The following is a 20,848-nucleotide window of genomic DNA, read 5'->3' as shown; positions in this document are numbered from 1 at the left end:
TCATGAGTGCGTTAAATAAAAAAAGTTTTCTCACTTATCTGAAAGAGGGCGGTATTTACGTCGTTCTTTTAGTATTGCTGGCCATTATTATTTTCCAGGACCCTACGTTCTTAAGTTTGCTTAACTTGAGTAACATTCTGACCCAGTCCTCGGTGCGTATCATCATCGCACTCGGCGTGGCAGGGCTGATTGTGACTCAGGGTACGGACCTGTCAGCCGGGCGTCAGGTTGGCCTGGCGGCGGTTGTCGCGGCAACGCTTTTGCAGTCGATGGAAAACGCCAACAAGGTGTTCCCGGAAATGGCGACCATGCCGATTATCGTGGTCGTGCTGATCGTCTGCGTGGTCGGTGCCATTATCGGTCTGATCAACGGGATTATTATCGCCTACCTGAACGTGACGCCGTTTATCACCACCCTGGGCACGATGATTATCGTTTACGGTATCAACTCCCTGTACTACGACTTCGTGGGTGCATCCCCGATTTCCGGTTTCGACAGCGGCTTCTCGACCTTCGCGCAAGGCTTTGTGGCGCTGGGCAGTTTCCGACTTTCATACATCACCTTCTACGCGCTGATTGCCGTAGCCTTCGTCTGGGTGCTGTGGAACAAAACGCGCTTCGGTAAAAACATCTTCGCTATCGGCGGTAACCCGGAAGCAGCGAAAGTGTCTGGCGTGAACGTGGCCCTGAACCTGCTGATGATTTATGCCCTGTCTGGCGTGTTCTATGCCTTCGGTGGCTTGCTGGAAGCGGGTCGTATCGGCTCGGCCACCAACAACCTCGGCTTTATGTACGAGCTGGATGCGATCGCAGCCTGCGTGGTGGGCGGTGTGTCCTTCAGCGGCGGTGTGGGTACGGTAGTGGGCGTGGTGACGGGTGTGATTATTTTCACCGTTATCAACTACGGTTTGACTTACATCGGCGTGAACCCGTACTGGCAGTACATCATTAAGGGCGCGATTATTATCTTCGCGGTAGCGCTGGATTCACTGAAGTACGCGCGTAAGAAGTAATTTTTTCAGGTATGAATGGAATGCTTTCCCAAAGTCCTATGTTGGAGCAGTGGAATTGTTCCGTTCACTTCCGGTTCTCTGCTTCCTGCTAATTTCTCTGCGGTGAACGTGTTAAGGGGGCTACCGCCGCCCCCTTAACAATCCCGGCTCCCGGCAAAGAAAATCGCCGCTTCGCGGTGCCCTCAGCTTATTCCTTGCGGCTTTCGGGTCGGGCGCGATCCTGCATCCATGCAGGTCGCACCCTCTCGGCGCATCCCTGCGCCTCGACCCGGCCTCCAGGAAACGCTTCGGCGATTTTCAGCCGGACTCACGTTCCCTCCAGCTTCACAACCGTCTGAATGTGGCACCGGTGTTGGGCCCCCGCAGAAATCGGCGAACCGGAGGCCAGATGACAAGGGCTGGACGCCAGGGATGGCGGCCAGAGGCGAAACGAGACAGGATGTCGAGTCGAGCCGACCGCGGGCAGCAGGCCGGGAGGTGAGCGCAGTGCGAAGCACCGATTTCATGGCGGGGCGCGGGGATTGACAAGGGGCCCGCGCAGGCCCCTTGTCACGTTCACAGGTGATTAAGCGATTATATTCTGCTGAACATAAGGTGAACGGAACAACCTCTGATGCTTAATTGATCGGCATAACACTCAAAACCAATTCAATTATTTCTTCTCTTTCTTCTGCAATTCCAGCAACTGCTCCGGCGTCACCGCCGGATAATCCTGCGCATCCTCTGGCACCTGATGCATTGCCGGAATCGGTACCAGCGGCCCTAAAAACCGCGGTTCACGCTTGAACAGATAAAGATCCGCCAGCGCCCCGAAGCGTGCACCAAACTCACGCACGCGAACGCTCCACATGTCTTTCGGAGAAGGCACCGCATAGCACTGGGCCTGAATGCCCATATGCAGCGCGATAAACAGCGCGCGCTCGCAATGGAAGCGCTGAGTGATGATGATAAAATCGTTAGTATCGAAGACCTTACGTGTACGGACGATGGAATCCAGGGTGCGGAACCCGGCATAGTCGAGCACGATATCTGCCGGATCGACGCCTGCGGCAATCAAATCTTTGCGCATGGTCATCGGCTCGTTATAGCTCTGCAGGGCGTTATCCCCGCTCAGCAGCAGGTAATTAACCTTGCCGCTGTTGTAGGCGTTCAGCGCGCCCTGAATGCGGTAGCGGTAATACTGGTTAATCACGCCGGTACGATAATATTTGGCGGTGCCCAGCACCACGCCGACCTGCCGATAAGGCAAATCCTGCAGATCGTCAAAGATATAGGGGGCGGTTTTCCAGCTCATCCAGCGGTCGAGGCCGAGCACCGTCAACAGCAGAATGCCGACCAGGACAAACAGGCTGTAAAACACGCGCTTTAACATGAAGATGGCTCGTTCCGTGGAGGGAAATTTTACTCAGGCTACTTTACCCGCCTGGTAAGCGCAAGAAACAGCGGTTTGATTGGGGGGATTTTCATCAGCAGGGCGGGCATTTCTGCCCGCACAGGAGAATCAGGCCAGAAGCTGACGGTCGATACTGGTGCAGCCCAGCGCTTTCAGCGTGGCGGCGGTGGCGTCCCACTGGATCAGCGGCGCATCGGCAATTTCAGCCAGAATCGCGCGCTGGATATCCGGATAGTCGTACCCGTTCAGGCTCAGCAGGTTCAGCGCGCCTTGCAGCGGAGGCAGCGTCGGGTTGAAGGCGGCGTTTTCCGCATAGCTCCCGGAGAAGATGTTGCCATCACGCAGTTCCAGCGCCACGCCGCTTGGCGATTTGCTGTACGGGGTGTGGCTTTTGTTCGCCGCCTTGATCGCCGCTTGTGCCAGCGCATCGCCGGTCAGGGCGTAGCCGTGATCCTGTTCGTCCATCAGCAGGGTTTTAATATCCAGATCTTTCGGACCGAAGGCGTCCGGCAGGTAGTCGCCCAGCGTGTGCGGCTCGCGACCCGGCAGGTTGATACGCAGCTGCAGCCCGCTGTTCAGCTCATTCATGAACTGACGGCAGTGGCCGCAAGGGGTGTAGTTCACGGTGATGGCCTGCAGCGCTTTTTCACCGCGCAGCCAGGCATGGCTGATGGCGCTTTGCTCCGCGTGGACGGTCTGTTGCATGGTCGCACCCAGGAACTCCATGTTCCCGCCGAAATACCAGGTCCCGCTCACGCCGCGCGCAATAGCGCCAACGTTGAAATGGGAGAGATCGGCTCTGGCGCAGGCGGCAGCCAGCGGCAGCAGTGCGAAAGCCAGCGCGTCTTCGTCCAGTCCCGTTGCCTGTTTAAGCGTCGTGACCTGCTCCGCAGTCAGCAGGGCGGGGAAGTGCGTATCCGCCAGAACCGGAGCCAGGGCTGATTGCAAATTCTCTGCGAGCTGGGCAAAAGCAGTTTGAAAACGTGGGTGCATGGCAATGCCTCATAAAGGTTAATGGATCGGTAGTGTACGGAGCCGATAGCGCTTTATATGTGATCCACTTCTCATTATGTATGCAACTTATGAAAACAAAATGAAATTTGCGCGACGCATCGCAAATTTTAGCCCACCACCGCCAGAATTATCGGGAACAGGAACGGGGCAATCAGCGAGGTCATGATCCCGCAAATCACCAGCGCCAGCGAGCTGAACGCGCCTTCCTGATAGTCCAGCTCGGCGCAGCGCGCAGTGCCCAGGGCGTGCGAGGCCGTCCCCATCGCCAGCCCGCGGGCGGCTTTGGTGTGGATACGCATTAAATTTAGCAGGGTATGACCGAATACCGCGCCCAAAATACCGACAAAAATAACGCACATCGCGCTGATCGCCGGGATCCCGCCGATGCTGCCGCCCACGGCCATCGCAATCGGCGTGGTCACGGATTTCGGCAGAATAGAGGCGGCGATTTGTGGCGATGCGCCCATCAGCAGGGCAACCGAGGTGCCCGTTACCATCGCGACGACGCTGCCGATCAGGCAGATGGTGATGATCGACTTCCAGCGCGCGCGGATTTGGTGCAGCTGTTCATACAGCGGGAAGGCCAGCGCCACCACGGCGGGCTGCAGCAAATCGTTGAGAATTTTGCTGCCCGCGAAATAGCGCTCGTACGGAATCCCCGTCAGCAGCAGGAACGGAATAATCACCACCATCGCCACCAGCAGCGGGTTGAGCAGCGGCATCTTGAAACGCGCGGCAAGTTTTCGTGCGGCAAAAAATACCACTAATGTCAGCGGCAGCGACCACCAGATATTGGCCATCATTTTTGACTTCCTTTCTGCCCAACCACTTTACGTTCGCCATGCACCAGATGCGAACTCCAGCTCACCACCAGGAACACCACCAGCGTACTCACGGCACAGGAAACCAGGATCGGACCGTACTGGGCTTTAAGCAGATCGTAATACTGCATCACCCCGACGCCGATCGGCACAAACAGCAGCGCCATATAGCGGATTAGCACGAAGCAGCCAGGATTGACCCATTTGGCGGGCAGAATTTGCAGCGCCAGCAGTAAAAACAGAATCAGCATGCCGATAATGCTGCCGGGAATAGTGATAGGCAGCAGAGATGAAATAAAAATCCCTGCGTACAGGCAGGCATAAATCAGCACGAACGCGCGCAGGTACTGCCAGATGATATTGAGAGTTTTGCTCATGTGATAGTCCTTGGGGGAACGCATTCATCATACAATTAAACATAGAAACGTGCTACGGATCACAACATGAATTTTGAGCATACCAGACATTCCCTTTTGGAACGTCGGGCGTTTCCATAGGATTCATTGTAAAAGCCTGTCAAAACAGTGTAGTTGCGGTGACTATTTTTGAAGCAGTGATATGATAAATCCACTCTCTTGGACAGGGGCTTTGTATGTCAAATTTCATCTTTTTCAGGAAAGGTACACAGATTTCGACAGTCAGGACAGGCGATACGAATGCCGCATCGCACCTGAAACAGCAGGGCTATGAGCAGGAGTTTGAAGAGATCGAAGCGGCGGATGCCTCAAGCGCGCTGGCGCGTTACCACGACATTAAAAAAGAAGAAGAGCTGAATTTATACGCTTTCGCGACGGGCCCGATTTTTACGGTACTGATTGTGGTCGTTGCCGCAGCAGTGGGCTACCTGGTGATGAGATAGACCTGCGTTAAGATCTTTGCAGGCCACCAGAGAGCGGCTACTATAGCGCCTCTTTTTTCACAGGGTCTACGAATGCGTGTTTTACTGGCACCGATGGAAGGTGTGCTCGACTCCTTAGTGCGCGAGCTGCTGACGGAAGTGAACGATTACGATCTCTGCGTCACCGAGTTTTTGCGGGTGGTCGATATGCTGTTGCCAGTAAAGTCGTTCTATCGACTCTGCCCGGAGCTGCATCGCCAGAGCCGGACCACCTCCGGCACCCTGGTGCGTCTGCAACTGCTGGGGCAATACCCGGAATGGCTGGCGGAGAACGCGGCCCGCGCCGTGGAGCTCGGTTCCTACGGCGTCGATCTCAACTGCGGCTGCCCGTCGAAAATGGTCAATGGCAGCGGCGGCGGTGCGACCTTACTAAAAGATCCTGAGCTGATTTATCGCGGTGCCAAAGCGATGCGCGAAGCGGTGCCCGCTCATCTGCCAGTGACGGTGAAAGTCCGTCTGGGCTGGGACAACGGCGACAGACAGTTTGAAATTGCCGATGCGGTGCAGCAGGCCGGGGCGACGGAGCTTGTCGTTCATGGCCGAACCAAAGATGACGGCTACAAAGCAGAGCGAATTAACTGGCAGGCGATCGGGGAAATCCGCAAGCGTCTGTCGATACCGGTGATCGCCAACGGTGAAATCTGGGACTATGAAAGCGCGCAGGCCTGTATGAAAGAGACGGGCTGTGATTCGGTGATGATCGGTCGCGGCGCGCTGAATATCCCCAACCTTAGCCGGGTGGTGAAGTACAACGAACCGCGTATGCCGTGGCCGGATGTGGTCACACTGCTGCAAAAATACTCGCGTCTGGAAAAGCAGGGCGACACCGGGTTGTATCACGTGGCGCGCATTAAGCAGTGGCTGAGTTACTTACGCAAAGAATATTCTGAGGCGCTGGGGTTGTTTCAGGAGATTCGTACACTGCAAACCTCGGCAGAGATTGCCAGGGTGATCCAGTCCAAATAAGTGTGGCCCGACAGGCGCGCGCCGGTCGGGCAAACCATCAGAAAATCATTTTAAACACGCCGGTTACCACCAGTAAGCCAATCAAGAAAATAATCAGGATAATCCACAGTAGTATCTTCATTCCCTTCTCCCTCGCCATTGAGCTTCAATCACGTAAAGTGTAGCAGCCAGACGGCAGCGGCAAACAATAAGCCATAAGAATGAATATAATTAACTGATTCATATGGTGAATAAATTTCCACCTGTGTGAGTGTGTTTCTAAATACTGGTTGCCACGGGTTACTAAAAAAAAGAAAAGCAGCAGGCGTAATTTGCGTCTTTCTTTTTTAAGTGAATGCGTGATGAAACGTTCAACTCTTGTATTTTTTAGCCTACCTCTCTCTTTATTACTGGTGTCATGCGCGCCAGGCCACGACACGGCGGCCTCGCTGAAACAGCAGGCGCCCGCAACCCAAATCAACACTCAGCTCGCCCATACCCAGTGGCCCAAAAATGAGTGGTGGAAAGATTTCAATGACCCGGAGCTCAATGCCCTGATCGCGAAAGCGCAGGCGGATGCCCCGGATATGCAGATTGCCCATCAGCGCATCGCTCTGGCAGAAGCCCAGGCCAAAATGGCGATGGCCGCCGACGGGCCGCAGATTGATTTCTCCGCCGATGCCGAGCGGCAAAAAATGTCGGCAGAAGGGCTGATGGGCCCGTTTGCCTTCACCGACCCGGCGGCGGGCACCACCGGGCCGTGGTACACCAATGGCACCTTTGGCTTGACCGCTGGCTGGGATCTGGATCTGTGGGGTAAAAACCGCTCAATGGTCGAGGCCAGGATCGGCAAGGTCAACGCGCAGAAAGCTGAGATGGAACAGACCCGCCAGCTGCTCGCCAGCAGCGTCGCGCGCCTGTACTGGGAGTGGCAAACCCAGGCTGCGATAGGCAACGTGCTCACTAACATTAAGCAGGAGCAACAGTCGATCATCGCCGTCGATCGCGAGCTCTACCAGCAGGGCATTAATTCATCCATCCAGGGTGTCGCGACCGACATCAACGCCAGTAAAACCGAAGAGCAGATGGCTGAAGTTCACGGGAAAATGAAAGCCATCGAGGCGCGTCTGCAGGCGCTGACCAATACCTCGACGATGAAACTGACCCCGCACGCACTGCCGAAAACCGAGGCTTCGCTGCCGCCAACGCTTGGCTACGAACTCCTGGCGCGCCGCCCGGATCTGCAGGAAGCGCACTGGTATATCGAAGCGTCCATGAACGACGTGGATGCGGCGAAAGCGGCCTTTTATCCAGACGTTAACCTGATGGCATTCCTGCAACAGGACGCGCTGCACTTAAGCGATCTGTTCCGCTCGTCGGCGCAGCAGATGGGTGTCACCGCAGGGCTCACGCTGCCGATCTTCGACAGCGGACGACTGAACGCGAATCTGGATATCGCCCAGGCGCAGAGCAATTTATCCGTCGCGAATTACAACAAAGCGGTGGTGGATGCGGTGAATCAGGTGGCGCGCACCGCCAGTGAAGTGGATACCCTCATCAATAAAACCCAGCAACAGCAGAAGATCGAAGCCGATACCGCCCGCGTGGTGGCCCAGGCGCAGGCGCGTTTCAACGCCGGGATCATTGCCGGTTCGCGCGTCAGCGAAGTGAAAATTCCGGCCCTGCAGGAGCAAATCGCCGGTCTGACGCTGCAGGGGCAGTATGTTGACGCCACGCTGCAGCTCACCTCCGCGCTCGGCGGCGGGTATCACCACAGCTAAACCCCTGGTTATCTATACTTACCTCTTTGCGATTGTGCGGAGGTAGGTATGGCAGCGACTCAACGCGTGGCAATTGTCACCGCATCGGATTCAGGAATTGGTAAAACCACCGCTCTGCTGCTGGCAGAGCGGGGCTTTGATATCGGCGTGACTTGGCATTCGGATGAAGAGGGGGCGCAGAAAACCTGTCGGGAAATTGAAGCGCTGGGGCGCCGCGCCGAGGCCATTCAGCTGGATTTAAGCCAGTTGCCGCAAGGGGCGAAAGCGATTGAGACGCTGATTGCCCGCTTTGGTCGTCTGGATGCGCTGATCAACAACGCCGGGGCGATGGCCAAAGCGCCGTTTCTCGATATGTCGTTTGATGACTGGCGCGCGATTTTCACCGTGGATGTGGATGGGGCCTTTCTCTGCTCGCAAATCGCCGCCCGGCAGATGGTGAAGCAGGGGCTGGGTGGACGAATCGTCAATGTCACTTCGGTGCATGAACATACGCCGCTTCCCGATGCCAGCGCCTACACGGCGGCAAAACACGCCCTGGGCGGCCTGACCAAATCGATGGCGCTCGAACTGGTACAACATAAAATCTTAGTCAACGCTGTCGCACCCGGAGCCATCGCCACGCCGATGAACGGCATGGACGACAGCGAAGTTGAAGAGGGATCGATGCCAGAGATCCCCCTCGGACGACCGGGGAAAACGCACGAGATCGCAAGCCTGGTCGCGTGGCTCTGCGACACGGATGCCAGCTACACTACCGGGCAATCACTGATTGTCGATGGCGGATTTATGCTGGCGAATCCGCAGTTTAAACCGGCGGGATGAGGCGTTAATCCCGCGCGTTTTCCCGATGTTTCAGCCACAGCCGCCAGGCAACCACTACCACGACCACCAGAATCAGCCAGATCCAGTGCTTCAGATGCTTATCGAAATTATGCAGCCACGGGCCAATCACTTCCCCGCCGACGTATCCGAGGGTGGTAAAAATCAGCGCCCAGGCGATGGCCCCAATAATGTTCAGCGGCAGGAAGATTTTCGGTGGCAGGCGGCTGGCACCAATCAGCAGCGGGCCGATAATGCGAAAGCCGTACATAAACCGGGTGCCGATAACAAACAGATAGGGATGCCGCTGGATCAGCCGCTGGGCGCGGTTGATTTTTTTCTGATGCTTTGAGAAACGTTTGAGCAGGGTGGGACCGAAGCGCAATCCCAGCAAGTAGAGCAGCTGATCGCCAATCATCCCGCCGAGCGCCACGGAGGCGACCACCAGTGGGAAACGGAGCAGCCCCTGATGCGCAACCACTCCCCCGAGAAGCGTAATGGTTTCACCTTCCGCCACGCTGCCAATCACCAGCGCCGCATATCCGTACTGTTCAATCAGACTATTGATATCCATAAGGTCAGCGTTGTCTCCCTCTGTGAACCTCCTTTAAGCATACACCCTGTGAATCAATGGCGCGGCAACCACGACATTTTCCCGTCGCGGCATTTTCGCGGCTGGTCATAAAATAATCTAAAGCTGCATTATACTGAGAGTATCGCCTTGCGGGCCGACAATGAGGGGGCTGTATGAACCATGTCTGGGGGCTTTTTTCCCATCCCGATCGTGAGATGCATGTCATCAGAAGCGAGAACGAAACGGTCGCGCATCACTACACGCACCATGTCCTGCTCATGGCGGCGGTACCGGTGATCTGCGCGTTTATAGGCACAACACAAATCGGCTGGAACTTTGGCGATGGCAACGTCGTGAAGCTCTCCTGGATGACCGGGCTGGCGCTGGCGGTGGTCTTTTACGGTCTGATGCTGGCAGGCGTCGCGATTATGGGGCGGGTGATCTACTGGATGGCGCGAAACTATCCGCAGCGTCCGTCGCTTACCCTGTGCATGGTCTTCGCCGGATACGTGGCGACGCCGCTGTTTATGAGCGGCATTGTGGCGCTCTATCCGCTGGTCTGGCTGTGTGCGCTGATAGGAACCATCGCGCTGTTTTACACCGGCTATCTGCTGTACGTGGGGATCCCGACCTTCCTCAATATCAACAAAGAAGAGGGGTTGAGTTTCTCCAGTTCCACCCTCGCCATCGGCGTGCTGGTGCTGGAGGCGCTGCTGGCGCTCACGGTGATCCTCTGGGGTTACGGGTACCGTCTCTTCTGACCAAAATGCATTGCTGGTGTAAATGCCAGCAATGCAGCATCTGTTCATGATTCTCTAGTGGCGACAACTCACCAGGGCAGCTATGATGCCTTTGCCAGCCTGTTTCGCCCGATGTAACAGGAGGCGTACGTCATCACGTGCATGAATAATTATCAGAAGTCTCACCATGCTGAAATTCCGAGTTTCTTTGCTTAGCCTTGCGCTGATTCTGGCTGTGCCCGTTGCTGCGCCAGCTATCGCCAAAACAACCGCAGTGACCACTGCCGCCCAGCCGGAAATTGCCTCCGGTAGCGCCATGATTGTCGATCTGAATACCAACAAGGTGATCTACTCCAGTCACCCGGATCTGGTACGTCCGATCGCCTCAATCACCAAATTAATGACCGCGATGGTGGTGCTTGATGCACGACTGCCGCTGGATGAGAAACTGAAAGTCGATATCAGCCAGACGCCAGAGATGAAGGGGATATACTCCCGCGTGCGTCTGAACAGCGAAATCAGTCGTAAAAACATGCTGCTGCTGGCGCTGATGTCCTCGGAAAACCGTGCGGCCGCGAGCCTCGCGCACCACTATCCGGGCGGGTATAACGCGTTTATCCGCGCGATGAATGCCAAAGCTAAATCCTTAGGCATGACGAACACCCGTTTTGTCGAGCCGACCGGACTGTCGATTCATAACGTCTCGACCGCGCGCGACCTGACCCACCTGCTGATTGCCAGCAAACAGTATCCGCTGATCGGTCAGCTCAGCACCACGCGTGAAGAGATGGCGACTTTCGCGAATCCGGCGTACACCCTGCCGTTCCGCAATACTAACCATCTGGTCTATCGCGATAACTGGAACATTCAGTTAACCAAAACCGGCTTTACCAATGCGGCGGGTCACTGTCTGGTGATGCGTACCGTGTTTAACGGTAAACCGGTTGGGCTGGTGGTGATGGATGCGTTCGGGAAATACACCCACTTCGCCGATGCGAGTCGTTTACGCACCTGGATTGAAACCGGGAAAGTGACACCCGTTCCGGCAGCCGCGATGAGCTACAAAAAGCAAAAAGCGGCGCAGATGGAAACGGCGCAAAACGATTGATCGCGCGTATTCTATCGGTCCGGCAATAGCGCCCGGTGGCGCTGCGCTTACCGGGCCTACAAGGTCAAAGCGGCACCTCGGTTTTCCCCCTCTCCCCGTGGGAGAGGGCCGGGGTGAGGGCACCAGACCGCACAAAAGCTATTCCGGCAGCGTCCAGTCCCCGTCGTTCAGCGGACGCTGCATAATCAGCGTATCCCGCCAGTTCCCTTTCTTATAGCCCACGCTTCTCAGCTGTCCGGCCACTTCGAATCCATGCTTTTTATGTAACCGCAGAGATCCGGCATTATTATGCCCGTCGCCGACCACGGCGATCATCTGCCGCCACGGACCCTGCTCGCAGCGAGCGATCAGCGCATCCATCAGCGCACTGCCAAAGCCGCGGCCCGTCGCGCTGGCATCGACGTAAATCGACTCTTCAAGGGTATAGCGATAAGCCGGGCGCGCGCGATACAGCCCCGCATAGCAATACCCGACCACCACACCGCGATAGAGCGCCACCAGCCACGGCAAACCGTCGGCGGCGATCTTGCTCATGCGCTGGCGCATCTCTTCAATGGTGGGAGGGACTTCTTCAAACGATGCGCGCCCGTTAAGCACATGCCAGGCGTAGATCGCGGCGATGGCATGAACGTCGTCAGGTTGGGCGTCGCGCACCTCAACTTCGGATGCGGGTAAGATATCAACGGCCGACATGGTGGGCAGGCTCCTCAGAGAAAAAAGCCGGAGAAACGTTTCTCCGGCGGCGTGAAACTACTCTAGTACGAGAATCACGTGCTTAACAATAATTTCAGTGTGGCTTTACTGTTTGATCAGCGGCTTGCGTCGCGTCGCGCTCTGCGTCAGCCGCTTCTTTCCAGTATTTATGCTTCGTCGTCTTACCAATGCCCGGATTCATGCTGTTTGTCGGGTCATTCTCACGATAAAAACGTTTAAGCGTCTCAGGCGCTTCATACAGATGGCCGACGTTGTGTTCCGCCGGGTATTGCGCCCCGCGCGCACGCAGCAGCTCCAGCATCTGCTCTTTCAGTTCGTGTGCGTCGACGCCTTTTTTGACGATGTAATCCTGGTGGAAAACGTGACACATAAAGTGACCGTAATAGAGTTTATGCACCAGTTTGCTGTCGATTTCCGGCGGCAGATGTTCAAACCACTCCGTATCGTTGCGGCGCAGGGCGATATCCAGCGCCAGAATATCTTCAACTTCATCCGCGTGAACTGCCTGATAGCGAATCGCCGCACCCGCCGCGGCAAAGCGGTGTAAGAATGCCTTGCTGCCTTCTTCCGGCGTACAGGCAAAGAAATCGCCTTCTGCGGTTTTAAAGAACTCCGCCAGCCAGCTTTGCGCCTCGGCAATCCCGTCACCCGACATCTTCAGCAACAGGTGATGTTCGTACTTATCGCGCCAGCTTTTCATGCGCGGCGGAAGGTGCGCCGGGAAGGCGGTGCCGAGCTTCTGCATAAAGCGGTCGGTGAAGTGCGGTTTAAATAAGGACACTTTACCGAGCATCGCGTCGGCGCGGCCCTTCATCGTAAAGAAGAACGGCATTTTGTCGGTGCCGAGCTTGTCGATCATCAGGAAGGTGTCTTTCCCGTAGCGCTCGGCGATATCGTAAATATCGCGATGCATATACTCGCCCGCGACCGGCAGATTCCGGAATTCACCCAGAATATGGCGACGGATCTCGGTCAGCACGTCCGGCTGGTTGGTGCCGATATAAAAGACCTGCTGATTTTTCTCCGCGGGGAAGGTATCAAGGCGCACGGCGAACACCGCCAGCTTGCCCGCGCAGCCGGAGGATTCAAACAGACGATCGGGGTCAGCGTTATAGCGCGCCGGGGTATCGGCCTCGATATCGCGCACGCGTTCAACGTAATCGTGATCGTGGGCGTGACGGCCATCGTGCTGCACGTCGGCGTCGCTCACGCGCTCGTCGTCGAGCTTGCTGAGGATCTGCTCCGGCGTCACGCCCAGGTTAATCCCCAGATGGTTCACCAGCTGCAATTTGCCGTTTTCATCAATGCGCGCAAACAGAGACATCTCCGTGTACGCCGGACCGCGCTGCACCAGCGAACCGCCGGAGTTATTGCAGATCCCGCCGACCACGGACGCGCCAATGCACGAGGAGCCAATCACCGAGTGCGGCTCGCGGCCCAGCGGCTTGAGCGCTTTTTCCAGGGAATAGAGCGTGGTGCCAGGATAGGCCAGCACCTGTTCGCCTTTATCCAGCAGATGCAGTTTGTCGAGGCGCAGGGTGCTGATAATGACGATATCCCGGTCGTAATCATTGCCGTTCGGCGTGGAGCCTTCCGTCAGGCCGGTATTCGCCGCCTGCATCAGAATAATTTTGTCGGCGGCGACGCAGGCGCTCAGGACGCGCCAGAGTTCCAGCAGCGTGCCGGGGAAGACCACGGCCAGCGCTTCACCCTGACCAGAACGGAAGCCCTTGCGATAGCGGGCGGTTTTTTCCGGGTCCGTCAGCAGGTGTGAATGACCGACCAGGCGAGACAGTTCGTTAATCAATGTGTTGTTATTTTGTGTGCGAACAGAAGTCATCTTCCACTCCTTGTGGTGGGGCAAATTTCTCGCTGTAAAGCATAGCGCGATTAACTGTTAAGCGAACAAGTATTCATGAGAAAAATCAGAGAATAACCCTGCAACGTTCTGAGGGTTTGTGGCACACTGCGCTTTTCGCACGGTCTGGCCGAGTTTCCCGGCGGTTGATGATGAGAGAGTACAACAACATGAAATGGCTTTGTTCTGTAGCTGTCGCAGTAAGCCTGGCGCTGCAACCCGCGCTGGCTGACGATCTGTTTGGCAACCACCCATTAACCCCGGAAGCCCGCGACGCCTTCGTCACGGACTTGCTCACCAAAATGACGGTCGATGAAAAAATCGGCCAGCTGCGTCTGATAAGCGTCGGTCCGGATAACCCGAAAGAGGCGATCCGCGAGATGATCAAGGAGAGCCAGGTCGGGGCGATTTTCAACACCGTGACCCGGGAAGATATCCGCAAAATGCAGGACCAGGTGATGCAGCTCAGCCGCCTGAAAATTCCTCTCTTCTTCGCCTACGACGTGGTCCACGGGCAGCGTACCGTCTTCCCGATCAGCCTCGGTTTAGCCTCGTCCTTTAACCTCGATGCGGTCAGAACCGTGGGGCGCATTTCCGCCTATGAAGCGGCCGACGACGGCCTGAACATGACCTGGGCGCCGATGGTCGACGTCTCGCGCGATCCGCGCTGGGGCCGCGCTTCGGAAGGCTTCGGGGAAGACACGTATTTAACCGCCACCCTCGGCAAAACCATGGTCGAAGCGATGCAGGGCAAAAGCCCGGCGGATCGCTATTCGGTGATGACCAGCGTCAAACACTTCGCCGCCTATGGCGCAGTGGAGGGCGGGAAAGAGTACAACACCGTCGACATGAGCCCGCAGCGCCTGTTCAACGACTACATGCCGCCGTACAAAGCCGGACTTGACGCCGGCAGCGGCGCGGTGATGGTGGCCCTGAACTCCCTCAACGGCACGCCGGCGACCTCCGATGCCTGGCTGCTGAAAGACGTCCTGCGCGACCAGTGGGGCTTTAAAGGCATTACCGTTTCCGATCACGGCGCGATCAAAGAGCTGATTAAACACGGCACCGCTTCCGATCCGGAAGACGCGGTCCGCGTGGCGCTCAAAGCCGGGATCAACATGAGCATGAGCGACGAGTACTACAGCAAATACCTTCCTGACCTGGTGAAAACCGGCAAAGTCACCATGGCCGAGCTGGACGACGCCACCCGTCACGTGCTGAACGTGAAATATGACATGGGGCTGTTTAACGATCCGTACAGCCACTTAGGGCCGAAAGATTCTGACCCGGTCGACACCAACGCCGAAAGCCGCCTGCATCGCAAAGAAGCCCGTGAAGTGGCACGCGAAAGCCTGGTGCTGCTGAAAAACCGTCTCGAAACCTTGCCGCTGAAAAAATCTGGCACGATTGCGGTGGTCGGCCCGCTGGCTGACAGCAAACGCGACGTGATGGGCAGCTGGTCCGCCGCGGGCGTAGCCGATCAGTCCGTTACCGTACTCACCGGCATCAAGAACGCGCTGGGTGAAAACGGCAAAGTCGTTTACGCCAAAGGGGCGAACGTCACTGACGATAAAGACATCGTCACCTTCCTGAACCAGTACGAAGAGGCGGTGAAAGTCGATCCGCGCTCGGCGAAAGAGATGATCGACGAAGCGGTCAAGGCGGCGAAGCAGTCTGACGTGGTGGTTGCCGTCGTCGGTGAAGCGCAGGGCATGGCCCACGAAGCGTCCAGCCGTACCGATATCAACATTCCGCAGAGCCAGCGCGACCTGATTAGCGCCCTGAAAGCGACCGGCAAACCGCTGGTGCTGGTGCTGATGAATGGTCGTCCGCTGACGCTGGTGAAAGAGGATCAGCAGGCCGACGCGCTGCTGGAAACCTGGTTCGCCGGGACCGAAGGCGGGAACGCCATCGCCGACGTGCTGTTTGGCGATTACAACCCGTCGGGCAAACTGCCGATGTCCTTCCCGCGCTCCGTCGGCCAGATCCCGGTTTACTACAGCCACCTGAACACCGGTCGCCCGTATAACGCCGATAAGCCGAACAAATACACCTCGCGCTACTTCGACGAAGCTAACGGCCCGCTGTATCCGTTCGGTTATGGTCTGAGCTACACCACCTTCAAGGTGTCGGATGTGAAAATGTCTGCCCCAACGATGAAACGTGACGGAAAAGTGACGGCCAGCGTCGACGTGACCAACACCGGTAAACGCGAAGGCGCAACGGTGATTCAGATGTACGTCCAGGATGTGACGGCGTCCATGAGCCGTCCGGTAAAACAGCTGCGCGGCTTCGAGAAAGTTGACCTGAAACCGGGTGAAACCAAAACCGTCAGCTTCCCGATTGACGTGGATGCGCTGAAGTTCTGGAATCAGCAGATGAAATACGACGCGGAAGCGGGCAAGTTCAACGTGTTTATCGGCGTGGATTCGGCGCGGGTGAATAAAGGGGAGTTTGAGCTTCTGTAGTGGCGATTTTCCCCCTCACCCTAACCCTCTCCCAAAGGGAGAGGGGATCGCACGGCGCTGGTTTTCTCGCTCGAGGGAGAGGGGACTAAATCCTCCCTCTCCCTGTGGGAGAGGGCCGGGGTGAGGGCAACAGACCGCACAACCCCCAACCCCTCACTCCCCACCCAATCTGTGACCCATCCCGCAACATTCCTCCCTCTCATCATCAAACCTCTCCACCACACGCCTTTTCACCCCTAATCCCGCCACAAAACGTGACCCCATTCACACTTCATTTTTCCCTCACCGGCGAAAACGTGAACAGGATCAAAAGCGCTACCCCCCGCACCCAACAGGCGTGACTCTCTTCACTCTTCCCACAAAACCCCGCTAAACACGCCGCTCACCCGATGCAGAAAACCCGTTTAATCCCTGTCACATCACAGCAGACAGGTATTCACATGAAACTCTCATTAGAAAATGTCTCCCTCGATCGCAGCGGCCAGACGCCGGTGACGTCCACCCTCCAAAGCCTAATCGATCAACTTGCCGCAGCCGGAGGCGGCACGCTGGTGGTCACGCCGGGAATTTACCTCACTGGCACGCTGGTGCTGCCGTCGAATTTCACCCTGCATCTGGACGCGGGCGCGCGGCTGCTCGCCAGCCAGAACGTCGCGGATTACCACGCGGCAGAAACCCAAAGCATGGCCGAGCTCTCACGCATGGCGCTGATCTACGCCCGCGACGCGCGCAATGTGACGCTGAGCGGAGCGGGCTGTATCGACGGCAACGCCACGGCCTGGTTTGCCTCACAGGCGGATGATCAGGGCTATCGTCAGCCCAAACCCCAGCGTCCGCGTCTGCTGGTGCTGGAAGGGTGCGAGCAGGTGCGCATCACCGACATCACCCTGTACGACTCGCCGATGTGGACCGCCCATCTGGTGAGCTGCAATCACGTGTTTATCCGCAACATCACCATCGATAACGATCTGACGCTGGCGAACACCGACGCGCTGGACATCGACAGCTGCCAGCACGTGCATATCAGCGACAGCTATTTCAGCGCCGCCGACGACGGCATCTGCCTGAAAACCACCGCCAAAGCGCCCGAACTGCAGCAGCCGATCGACAACGTTACGATCAACAACTGCATCATCCGCTCCAAAAGCTGCGCGATTAAAGTCGGGACCGAAACCTTCGCCGACATCACCCATCTGGCCGTCAGCAACTGCGTGATTTTTGAATCCAATCGCGGGATTGGCCTGGTCTCCCGCGACGGCGGCCATTTCAGCATGATGAGTTTCAGCAACATTCTCTTCGACTGTCGCCACGGCCATCCGTGCCACTGGGGGAAAGCTGATCCGGTGTTTATCTCGGTTCGCCATCGCGCGCCGGACGTGACGCCAGGCGATATCCGCCAGGTCACCTTCTCAGGCCTGAACGGCACGGGGGAGGGGGCAATCAATCTGCACAGCGAAACGCCGGGCGCTATCCGCGACATCACCTTTAACGGCCTGACCTTCAATCAGCAACTCGCTGAATCCGATGATCAGGGCTGCTACGACGTGCGTCCGCCGTGCAACCCGGAGCGGCCGACCGGAATGGGGCTGGATAACGCCTATAAGGTGAACGCCGAAACCGGGCGCGCCCACGGCGTGGAACCTTATCCGCACGGCCTGCCCGCCATTTATGCCCATGGCGTCGACGGGTTGCACCTGCACGCCGTCACTCTGACGCGCCCATCGCCGCTGCCTGCGGGCTGGGATCCTGAGAATATCCGGAGTTCAAAATGATCAAAAAAGTGCGAGAAATCAAACTGCGGAACTACGTCTGCTACGGTCTGGCGGATGTGATCGGCTCGGGGGCCTTTACCCTGGTCAGCGCCTGGCTGCTGTTCTTCTTAACCACCTTTTGCGGCCTGACGCCAATCCAGGCAGGGTCGCTGTTCGCGGTGGCGAGAATTGTCGATGTGATCATGTGCCCGGTGATCGGCTACGTTTCCGATAACTTCCACAAAACGCGTCTCGGTCGCCGGTTTGGTCGCCGCCGCTTCTTCCTGTTAGCCAGTATTCCACTGGTGTCGGTCTACAGCTTGCTTTGGGTCGAGGGCTTCAACTACTGGATGTATCTGCTGTTCTACATCCTGTTTGAGATCGTCTACACCATGATCATCATCCCGTACGACACCCTGTCGGCGGAGATGACGTCGGATTTCAAAAAGCGCTCAAAACTGACCAGCGCGCGCATGTACATCGCCCAGCTCGCGGGCTTTGCGGCAGCGTTTCTGCCGGGGCGTCTGGTGGCGTACTTTGGGCCTGACTCTTCCGATTCGTTCTTCTACACCGGGGCGATTTTCACCGTCTCCTTTATGATTGTGCTGTTCTTTGTCTACTTCGGTACCTGGGAGCGCTCGCTGGAGGAGATCCAGCAAAACGAGCACCAGGACGAGGACGAGGACGAAGAGAAAGAGCCGTTCGCCACCCGGGCGTACCATATCTATTACGATTTTGTGTCGACATTAAAAATCAAAACCTTCCGCTCGCACCTGGGGATGTATCTCGGCGGTTCGGTGGCGCAGGACATTTTCAACTCGGTCTTTACCTACTTTGTGGTCTTTGCCCTGATGACCTCGTCGGTGATGGCCTCCAACCTGCTGGGCGTGGTGAACGGTCTGCAGTTCTTCGGCGTCGGCATCGCGACCTGGCTGACCCTGCGTTTCTCCCCGTCGCGCGCCTTTGCGACACAGGCGACGATGGCGCTGGTGGCCTTTGCCCTGTTTGTCTCGGCGTATTTCAGCGGCACCAGCGGGATGACGCTGCTGTACGTCGGCGCGGCGGTGGCCGGGCTGGCGCGCGGCGGGATCTACGCCATTCCGTGGAACAACTACACCTTCGTCGCGGACGTGGATGAAATTCTCACCTGCCGTCGCCGGGAAGGGATCTTCGCGGGCTTTATGAGCCTGCTGCGTAAGGCCTCGCAGGCGCTGTCGATTTTCCTCGTCGGCGTGGCGCTGCAGATGTCCGGGTTTGTCTCCGGGCAAAGCGCCCAGCCGCAGTCGGCTATCAATATGATTCTGGTGATCATGATTGTGCTCCCGGTCATTTTGACGCTATGGGGCATCTGGTCTGCCTTCCAGTTTAAGGTCAACAGCCGCACCCACGCGATCCTCAACGAAGAGGTGGCGCGCCTGAAACAGGGCGGCAGCAAGGCGACGGTCAGCGCGGAGAACAAAGCGGTGATCGAAAGCCTGACCGGCATGCCGTACGACCACTGCTGGGGGGAAAACAGCGTTGGCTATCAGAACCGTAAACGCCTGAATGCGCGCGCACTGCGGGACAAAATGGCATGACGGATCAGAGCGTCTTTATCCAGCAGGGCCTGTGGGCCCGGCTGGGATTACCGAAGGAGCTGTGCTGGGGCTTTGTCGGGATTTTCCTGTTTATCACCGGGGCCACTATCGAGCAGAGCTGGCTGGCGTCGATGCTTCAGCACCGGGGTTTTGACGCGGTCCATATCAGCCTGCTGTCGTCGGTGTTTGGCCTGTGCGTCGCGGCGGTGTCATGGTTCTCCGGGATTGGGGCTGGCGTGCTCGGCCTGCGCCGCCTGATGTGGGCCGCGACGCTTCTCTACTTCATCGGTTCGGTTCCGTTTATCGGCTACGCCCTGCCGCAGGGAAATTACCCTCTGATGGTGGCGAGCTATGCCCTGCGCGGCGTGGCCTATCCGCTGTTCTCCTATTCGTTTTTGGTGTGGATTAACCAGCGCTGTGAGCCGGGGATCCTCGGGCGCGCGGTATCGTGGTTCTGGATTGCGTTCGGCGTGGGGATGACCATCGTCGGGCCGTGGTACTCCAGCCTGATGTTGCCGCGCATCGGCGAAAAGTCCACGCTGCTGAGCGGGTTCGCCTTTGTCGCGCTCGGAGCCTTCTGCGCCCTGGTACTCAATCGCGACCGTCCCCAGTGGCGGCGCGGCGGCCATCTCGGTGCGGCCTTTGCAGAGGGGATTCTGGTGCTGGTGCGCGAGCCGAAAATGCGTCTGGCGGTGATCGTCAAAACCATCAACGATATCGGCAAGTTTTCGCTGGTGATCCTGATGCCGGTCTATCTCCCGCGCTTCGGATTTAGCATCGCCGAATGGCTCACCATCTGGGGGCTGGTAAACGTGGTTAACATCTTTGCCAACTACTTTTTCGGTTGGCTGGGCGACACCATCGGCTGGCGCAACACGGTAGTCTGGTTCTCCGGCACCCTGTGCGGCCTGGCGATGCTGGCGGTGTGTTACGCCCCGGTGCTGTTCGGCGACAGCGAAACGGCGCTGTTTCTGGCCCTGGCGCTGTACGCCATCGGGCTGGGGGCCTTTGGCCCACTGAGCGCGCTGATCCCGTCGCTGCTGCCAGAGAACAAAGGCGCGGCCATCTCCTGTCTGAATCTGGGGTCGGGGCTGAGTAATTTCGTTGGTCCGCTGATTGTGACGCTGTGCGTGTCACCTTTCGGTGTGGAAGGGACGCTGTGGGTGATAGCGCTGCTTTATTTTGCGGCGAGCCTGTTGACGGTTCCGTTGAGGTTGCCGGAAGCTACTGGTCATTAAGGCTAAGCTCTTTGAGGGATCAGTGGAATCGTTCCGTTCACTTTCATTCCTCTGCTTCTTGATAATTTCTCTGCGGTGAACGTGTTAAGGGGGCCGCCGCCCCCTTAACAATCCCGGCTCCCGGCCAGGAAAATCG

The 20,848-nt window shown here is 57.4% G+C and carries 18 protein-coding genes; 11 read left to right on the top strand and 7 right to left on the bottom strand.

What is annotated here, in order from left to right; all coding sequences use genetic code 11:
• Positions 1 to 2 precede the first annotated feature (2 nt).
• Positions 3 to 1,013, top strand: coding sequence for a galactose/methyl galactoside ABC transporter permease MglC (gene mglC, locus U9O48_RS15015; protein WP_100779526.1), 1,011 nt, complete (start codon positions 3 to 5; stop codon positions 1,011 to 1,013).
• Positions 1,014 to 1,665: 652 nt separating this feature from the next.
• Here the strand turns inward: mglC and sanA are convergent.
• From sanA to U9O48_RS14995, 4 genes are all read right to left on the bottom strand, one after another.
• A complete protein-coding gene (gene sanA, locus U9O48_RS15010) occupies positions 1,666 to 2,385 on the bottom strand; it encodes an outer membrane permeability protein SanA (protein WP_282495088.1) in 720 nt (239 codons plus the stop codon).
• 129 nt (positions 2,386 to 2,514) lie between these two features.
• The gene (gene cdd, locus U9O48_RS15005; protein WP_285158701.1) at positions 2,515 to 3,399 is read right to left on the bottom strand and encodes a cytidine deaminase; all 885 of its coding nucleotides are present in this window, start codon (positions 3,397 to 3,399) and stop codon (positions 2,515 to 2,517) included.
• A 128-nt stretch (positions 3,400 to 3,527) separates the two neighbouring features.
• A complete protein-coding gene (locus U9O48_RS15000) occupies positions 3,528 to 4,223 on the bottom strand; it encodes a CidB/LrgB family autolysis modulator (RefSeq protein WP_285158702.1) in 696 nt (231 codons plus the stop codon).
• On the bottom strand, positions 4,220 to 4,618 hold the full coding sequence (locus tag U9O48_RS14995; RefSeq protein WP_282495086.1) for a CidA/LrgA family protein: 399 nt from the start codon (positions 4,616 to 4,618) through the stop codon (positions 4,220 to 4,222). The genes U9O48_RS15000 and U9O48_RS14995 overlap by 4 nt, the downstream gene beginning before the upstream one ends.
• A 215-nt stretch (positions 4,619 to 4,833) precedes the next feature.
• Between U9O48_RS14995 and U9O48_RS14990 the strand changes: the two genes are divergently transcribed.
• The 4 genes from U9O48_RS14990 (at position 4,834) to U9O48_RS14975 (ending at position 8,687) form a co-directional block, all read left to right on the top strand.
• Positions 4,834 to 5,100 carry a hypothetical protein gene (locus U9O48_RS14990; RefSeq protein ID WP_285158703.1) on the top strand — a complete coding sequence of 89 codons (267 nt, stop codon included), beginning with the start codon at positions 4,834 to 4,836 and terminating at the stop codon, positions 5,098 to 5,100.
• A 72-nt stretch (positions 5,101 to 5,172) separates the two neighbouring features.
• On the top strand, positions 5,173 to 6,105 hold the full coding sequence (dusC, locus tag U9O48_RS14985; RefSeq protein WP_282495084.1) for a tRNA dihydrouridine(16) synthase DusC: 933 nt from the start codon (positions 5,173 to 5,175) through the stop codon (positions 6,103 to 6,105).
• Positions 6,106 to 6,446: 341 nt separating this feature from the next.
• Positions 6,447 to 7,865: a multidrug resistance outer membrane protein MdtQ gene (gene mdtQ / locus U9O48_RS14980; protein ID WP_285144044.1), complete on the top strand. Its 1,419-nt coding sequence runs from the start codon at positions 6,447 to 6,449 to the stop codon at positions 7,863 to 7,865.
• A gap of 48 nt (positions 7,866 to 7,913) precedes the next feature.
• A complete protein-coding gene (locus U9O48_RS14975; protein WP_285158704.1) occupies positions 7,914 to 8,687 on the top strand; it encodes an SDR family oxidoreductase in 774 nt (257 codons plus the stop codon).
• A gap of 4 nt (positions 8,688 to 8,691) precedes the next feature.
• Here the strand turns inward: U9O48_RS14975 and U9O48_RS14970 are convergent, their stop codons facing one another.
• On the bottom strand, positions 8,692 to 9,258 hold the full coding sequence (locus tag U9O48_RS14970; protein ID WP_285144046.1) for a DedA family protein: 567 nt from the start codon (positions 9,256 to 9,258) through the stop codon (positions 8,692 to 8,694).
• A 173-nt stretch (positions 9,259 to 9,431) separates the two neighbouring features.
• On the opposite strand from U9O48_RS14970, the gene U9O48_RS14965 reads away from it, so the two are divergent.
• Entirely contained in the window at positions 9,432 to 10,019 is a 588-nt protein-coding gene (locus U9O48_RS14965) for a Yip1 family protein (protein ID WP_282495080.1), read from the top strand.
• Positions 10,020 to 10,185: 166 nt separating this feature from the next.
• Positions 10,186 to 11,106, top strand: a complete 921-nt coding sequence (gene pbpG, locus U9O48_RS14960; protein WP_285144047.1) for a D-alanyl-D-alanine endopeptidase — start codon at positions 10,186 to 10,188, stop codon at positions 11,104 to 11,106.
• 138 nt (positions 11,107 to 11,244) lie between these two features.
• Here pbpG and U9O48_RS14955 read toward each other — a convergent pair whose 3' ends face one another.
• Entirely contained in the window at positions 11,245 to 11,799 is a 555-nt protein-coding gene (locus U9O48_RS14955; RefSeq protein ID WP_282495078.1) for a GNAT family N-acetyltransferase, read from the bottom strand.
• Positions 11,800 to 11,893: 94 nt separating this feature from the next.
• On the bottom strand, positions 11,894 to 13,660 hold the full coding sequence (dld, locus tag U9O48_RS14950) for a D-lactate dehydrogenase (RefSeq protein ID WP_324722745.1): 1,767 nt from the start codon (positions 13,658 to 13,660) through the stop codon (positions 11,894 to 11,896).
• A 188-nt stretch (positions 13,661 to 13,848) separates the two neighbouring features.
• On the opposite strand from dld, the gene bglX reads away from it, so the two are divergent.
• The 4 genes from bglX (at position 13,849) to U9O48_RS14930 (ending at position 20,712) form a co-directional block, all read left to right on the top strand.
• The gene (gene bglX, locus U9O48_RS14945) at positions 13,849 to 16,146 is read left to right on the top strand and encodes a beta-glucosidase BglX (protein ID WP_324722744.1); all 2,298 of its coding nucleotides are present in this window, start codon (positions 13,849 to 13,851) and stop codon (positions 16,144 to 16,146) included.
• Between the two features lie 440 nt (positions 16,147 to 16,586).
• The gene (locus U9O48_RS14940) at positions 16,587 to 17,918 is read left to right on the top strand and encodes a glycoside hydrolase family 28 protein (RefSeq protein WP_324722743.1); all 1,332 of its coding nucleotides are present in this window, start codon (positions 16,587 to 16,589) and stop codon (positions 17,916 to 17,918) included.
• Entirely contained in the window at positions 17,915 to 19,474 is a 1,560-nt protein-coding gene (locus U9O48_RS14935; protein WP_285144052.1) for an MFS transporter, read from the top strand. Before U9O48_RS14940 ends, U9O48_RS14935 begins: the two co-directional genes overlap by 4 nt.
• Positions 19,471 to 20,712 carry an MFS transporter gene (locus U9O48_RS14930; RefSeq protein ID WP_324722742.1) on the top strand — a complete coding sequence of 414 codons (1,242 nt, stop codon included), beginning with the start codon at positions 19,471 to 19,473 and terminating at the stop codon, positions 20,710 to 20,712. Before U9O48_RS14935 ends, U9O48_RS14930 begins: the two co-directional genes overlap by 4 nt.
• Positions 20,713 to 20,848: the final 136 nt, after the last annotated feature.

This window comes from Lelliottia sp. JS-SCA-14 (assembly GCF_035593345.1).
Taxonomy (GTDB): Bacteria; Pseudomonadota; Gammaproteobacteria; order Enterobacterales; family Enterobacteriaceae; genus Enterobacter; species Enterobacter wanjuensis.
Note: the sequence above shows the minus strand (reverse complement) of the source record. Positions and strands in the feature narration are given on the sequence as shown.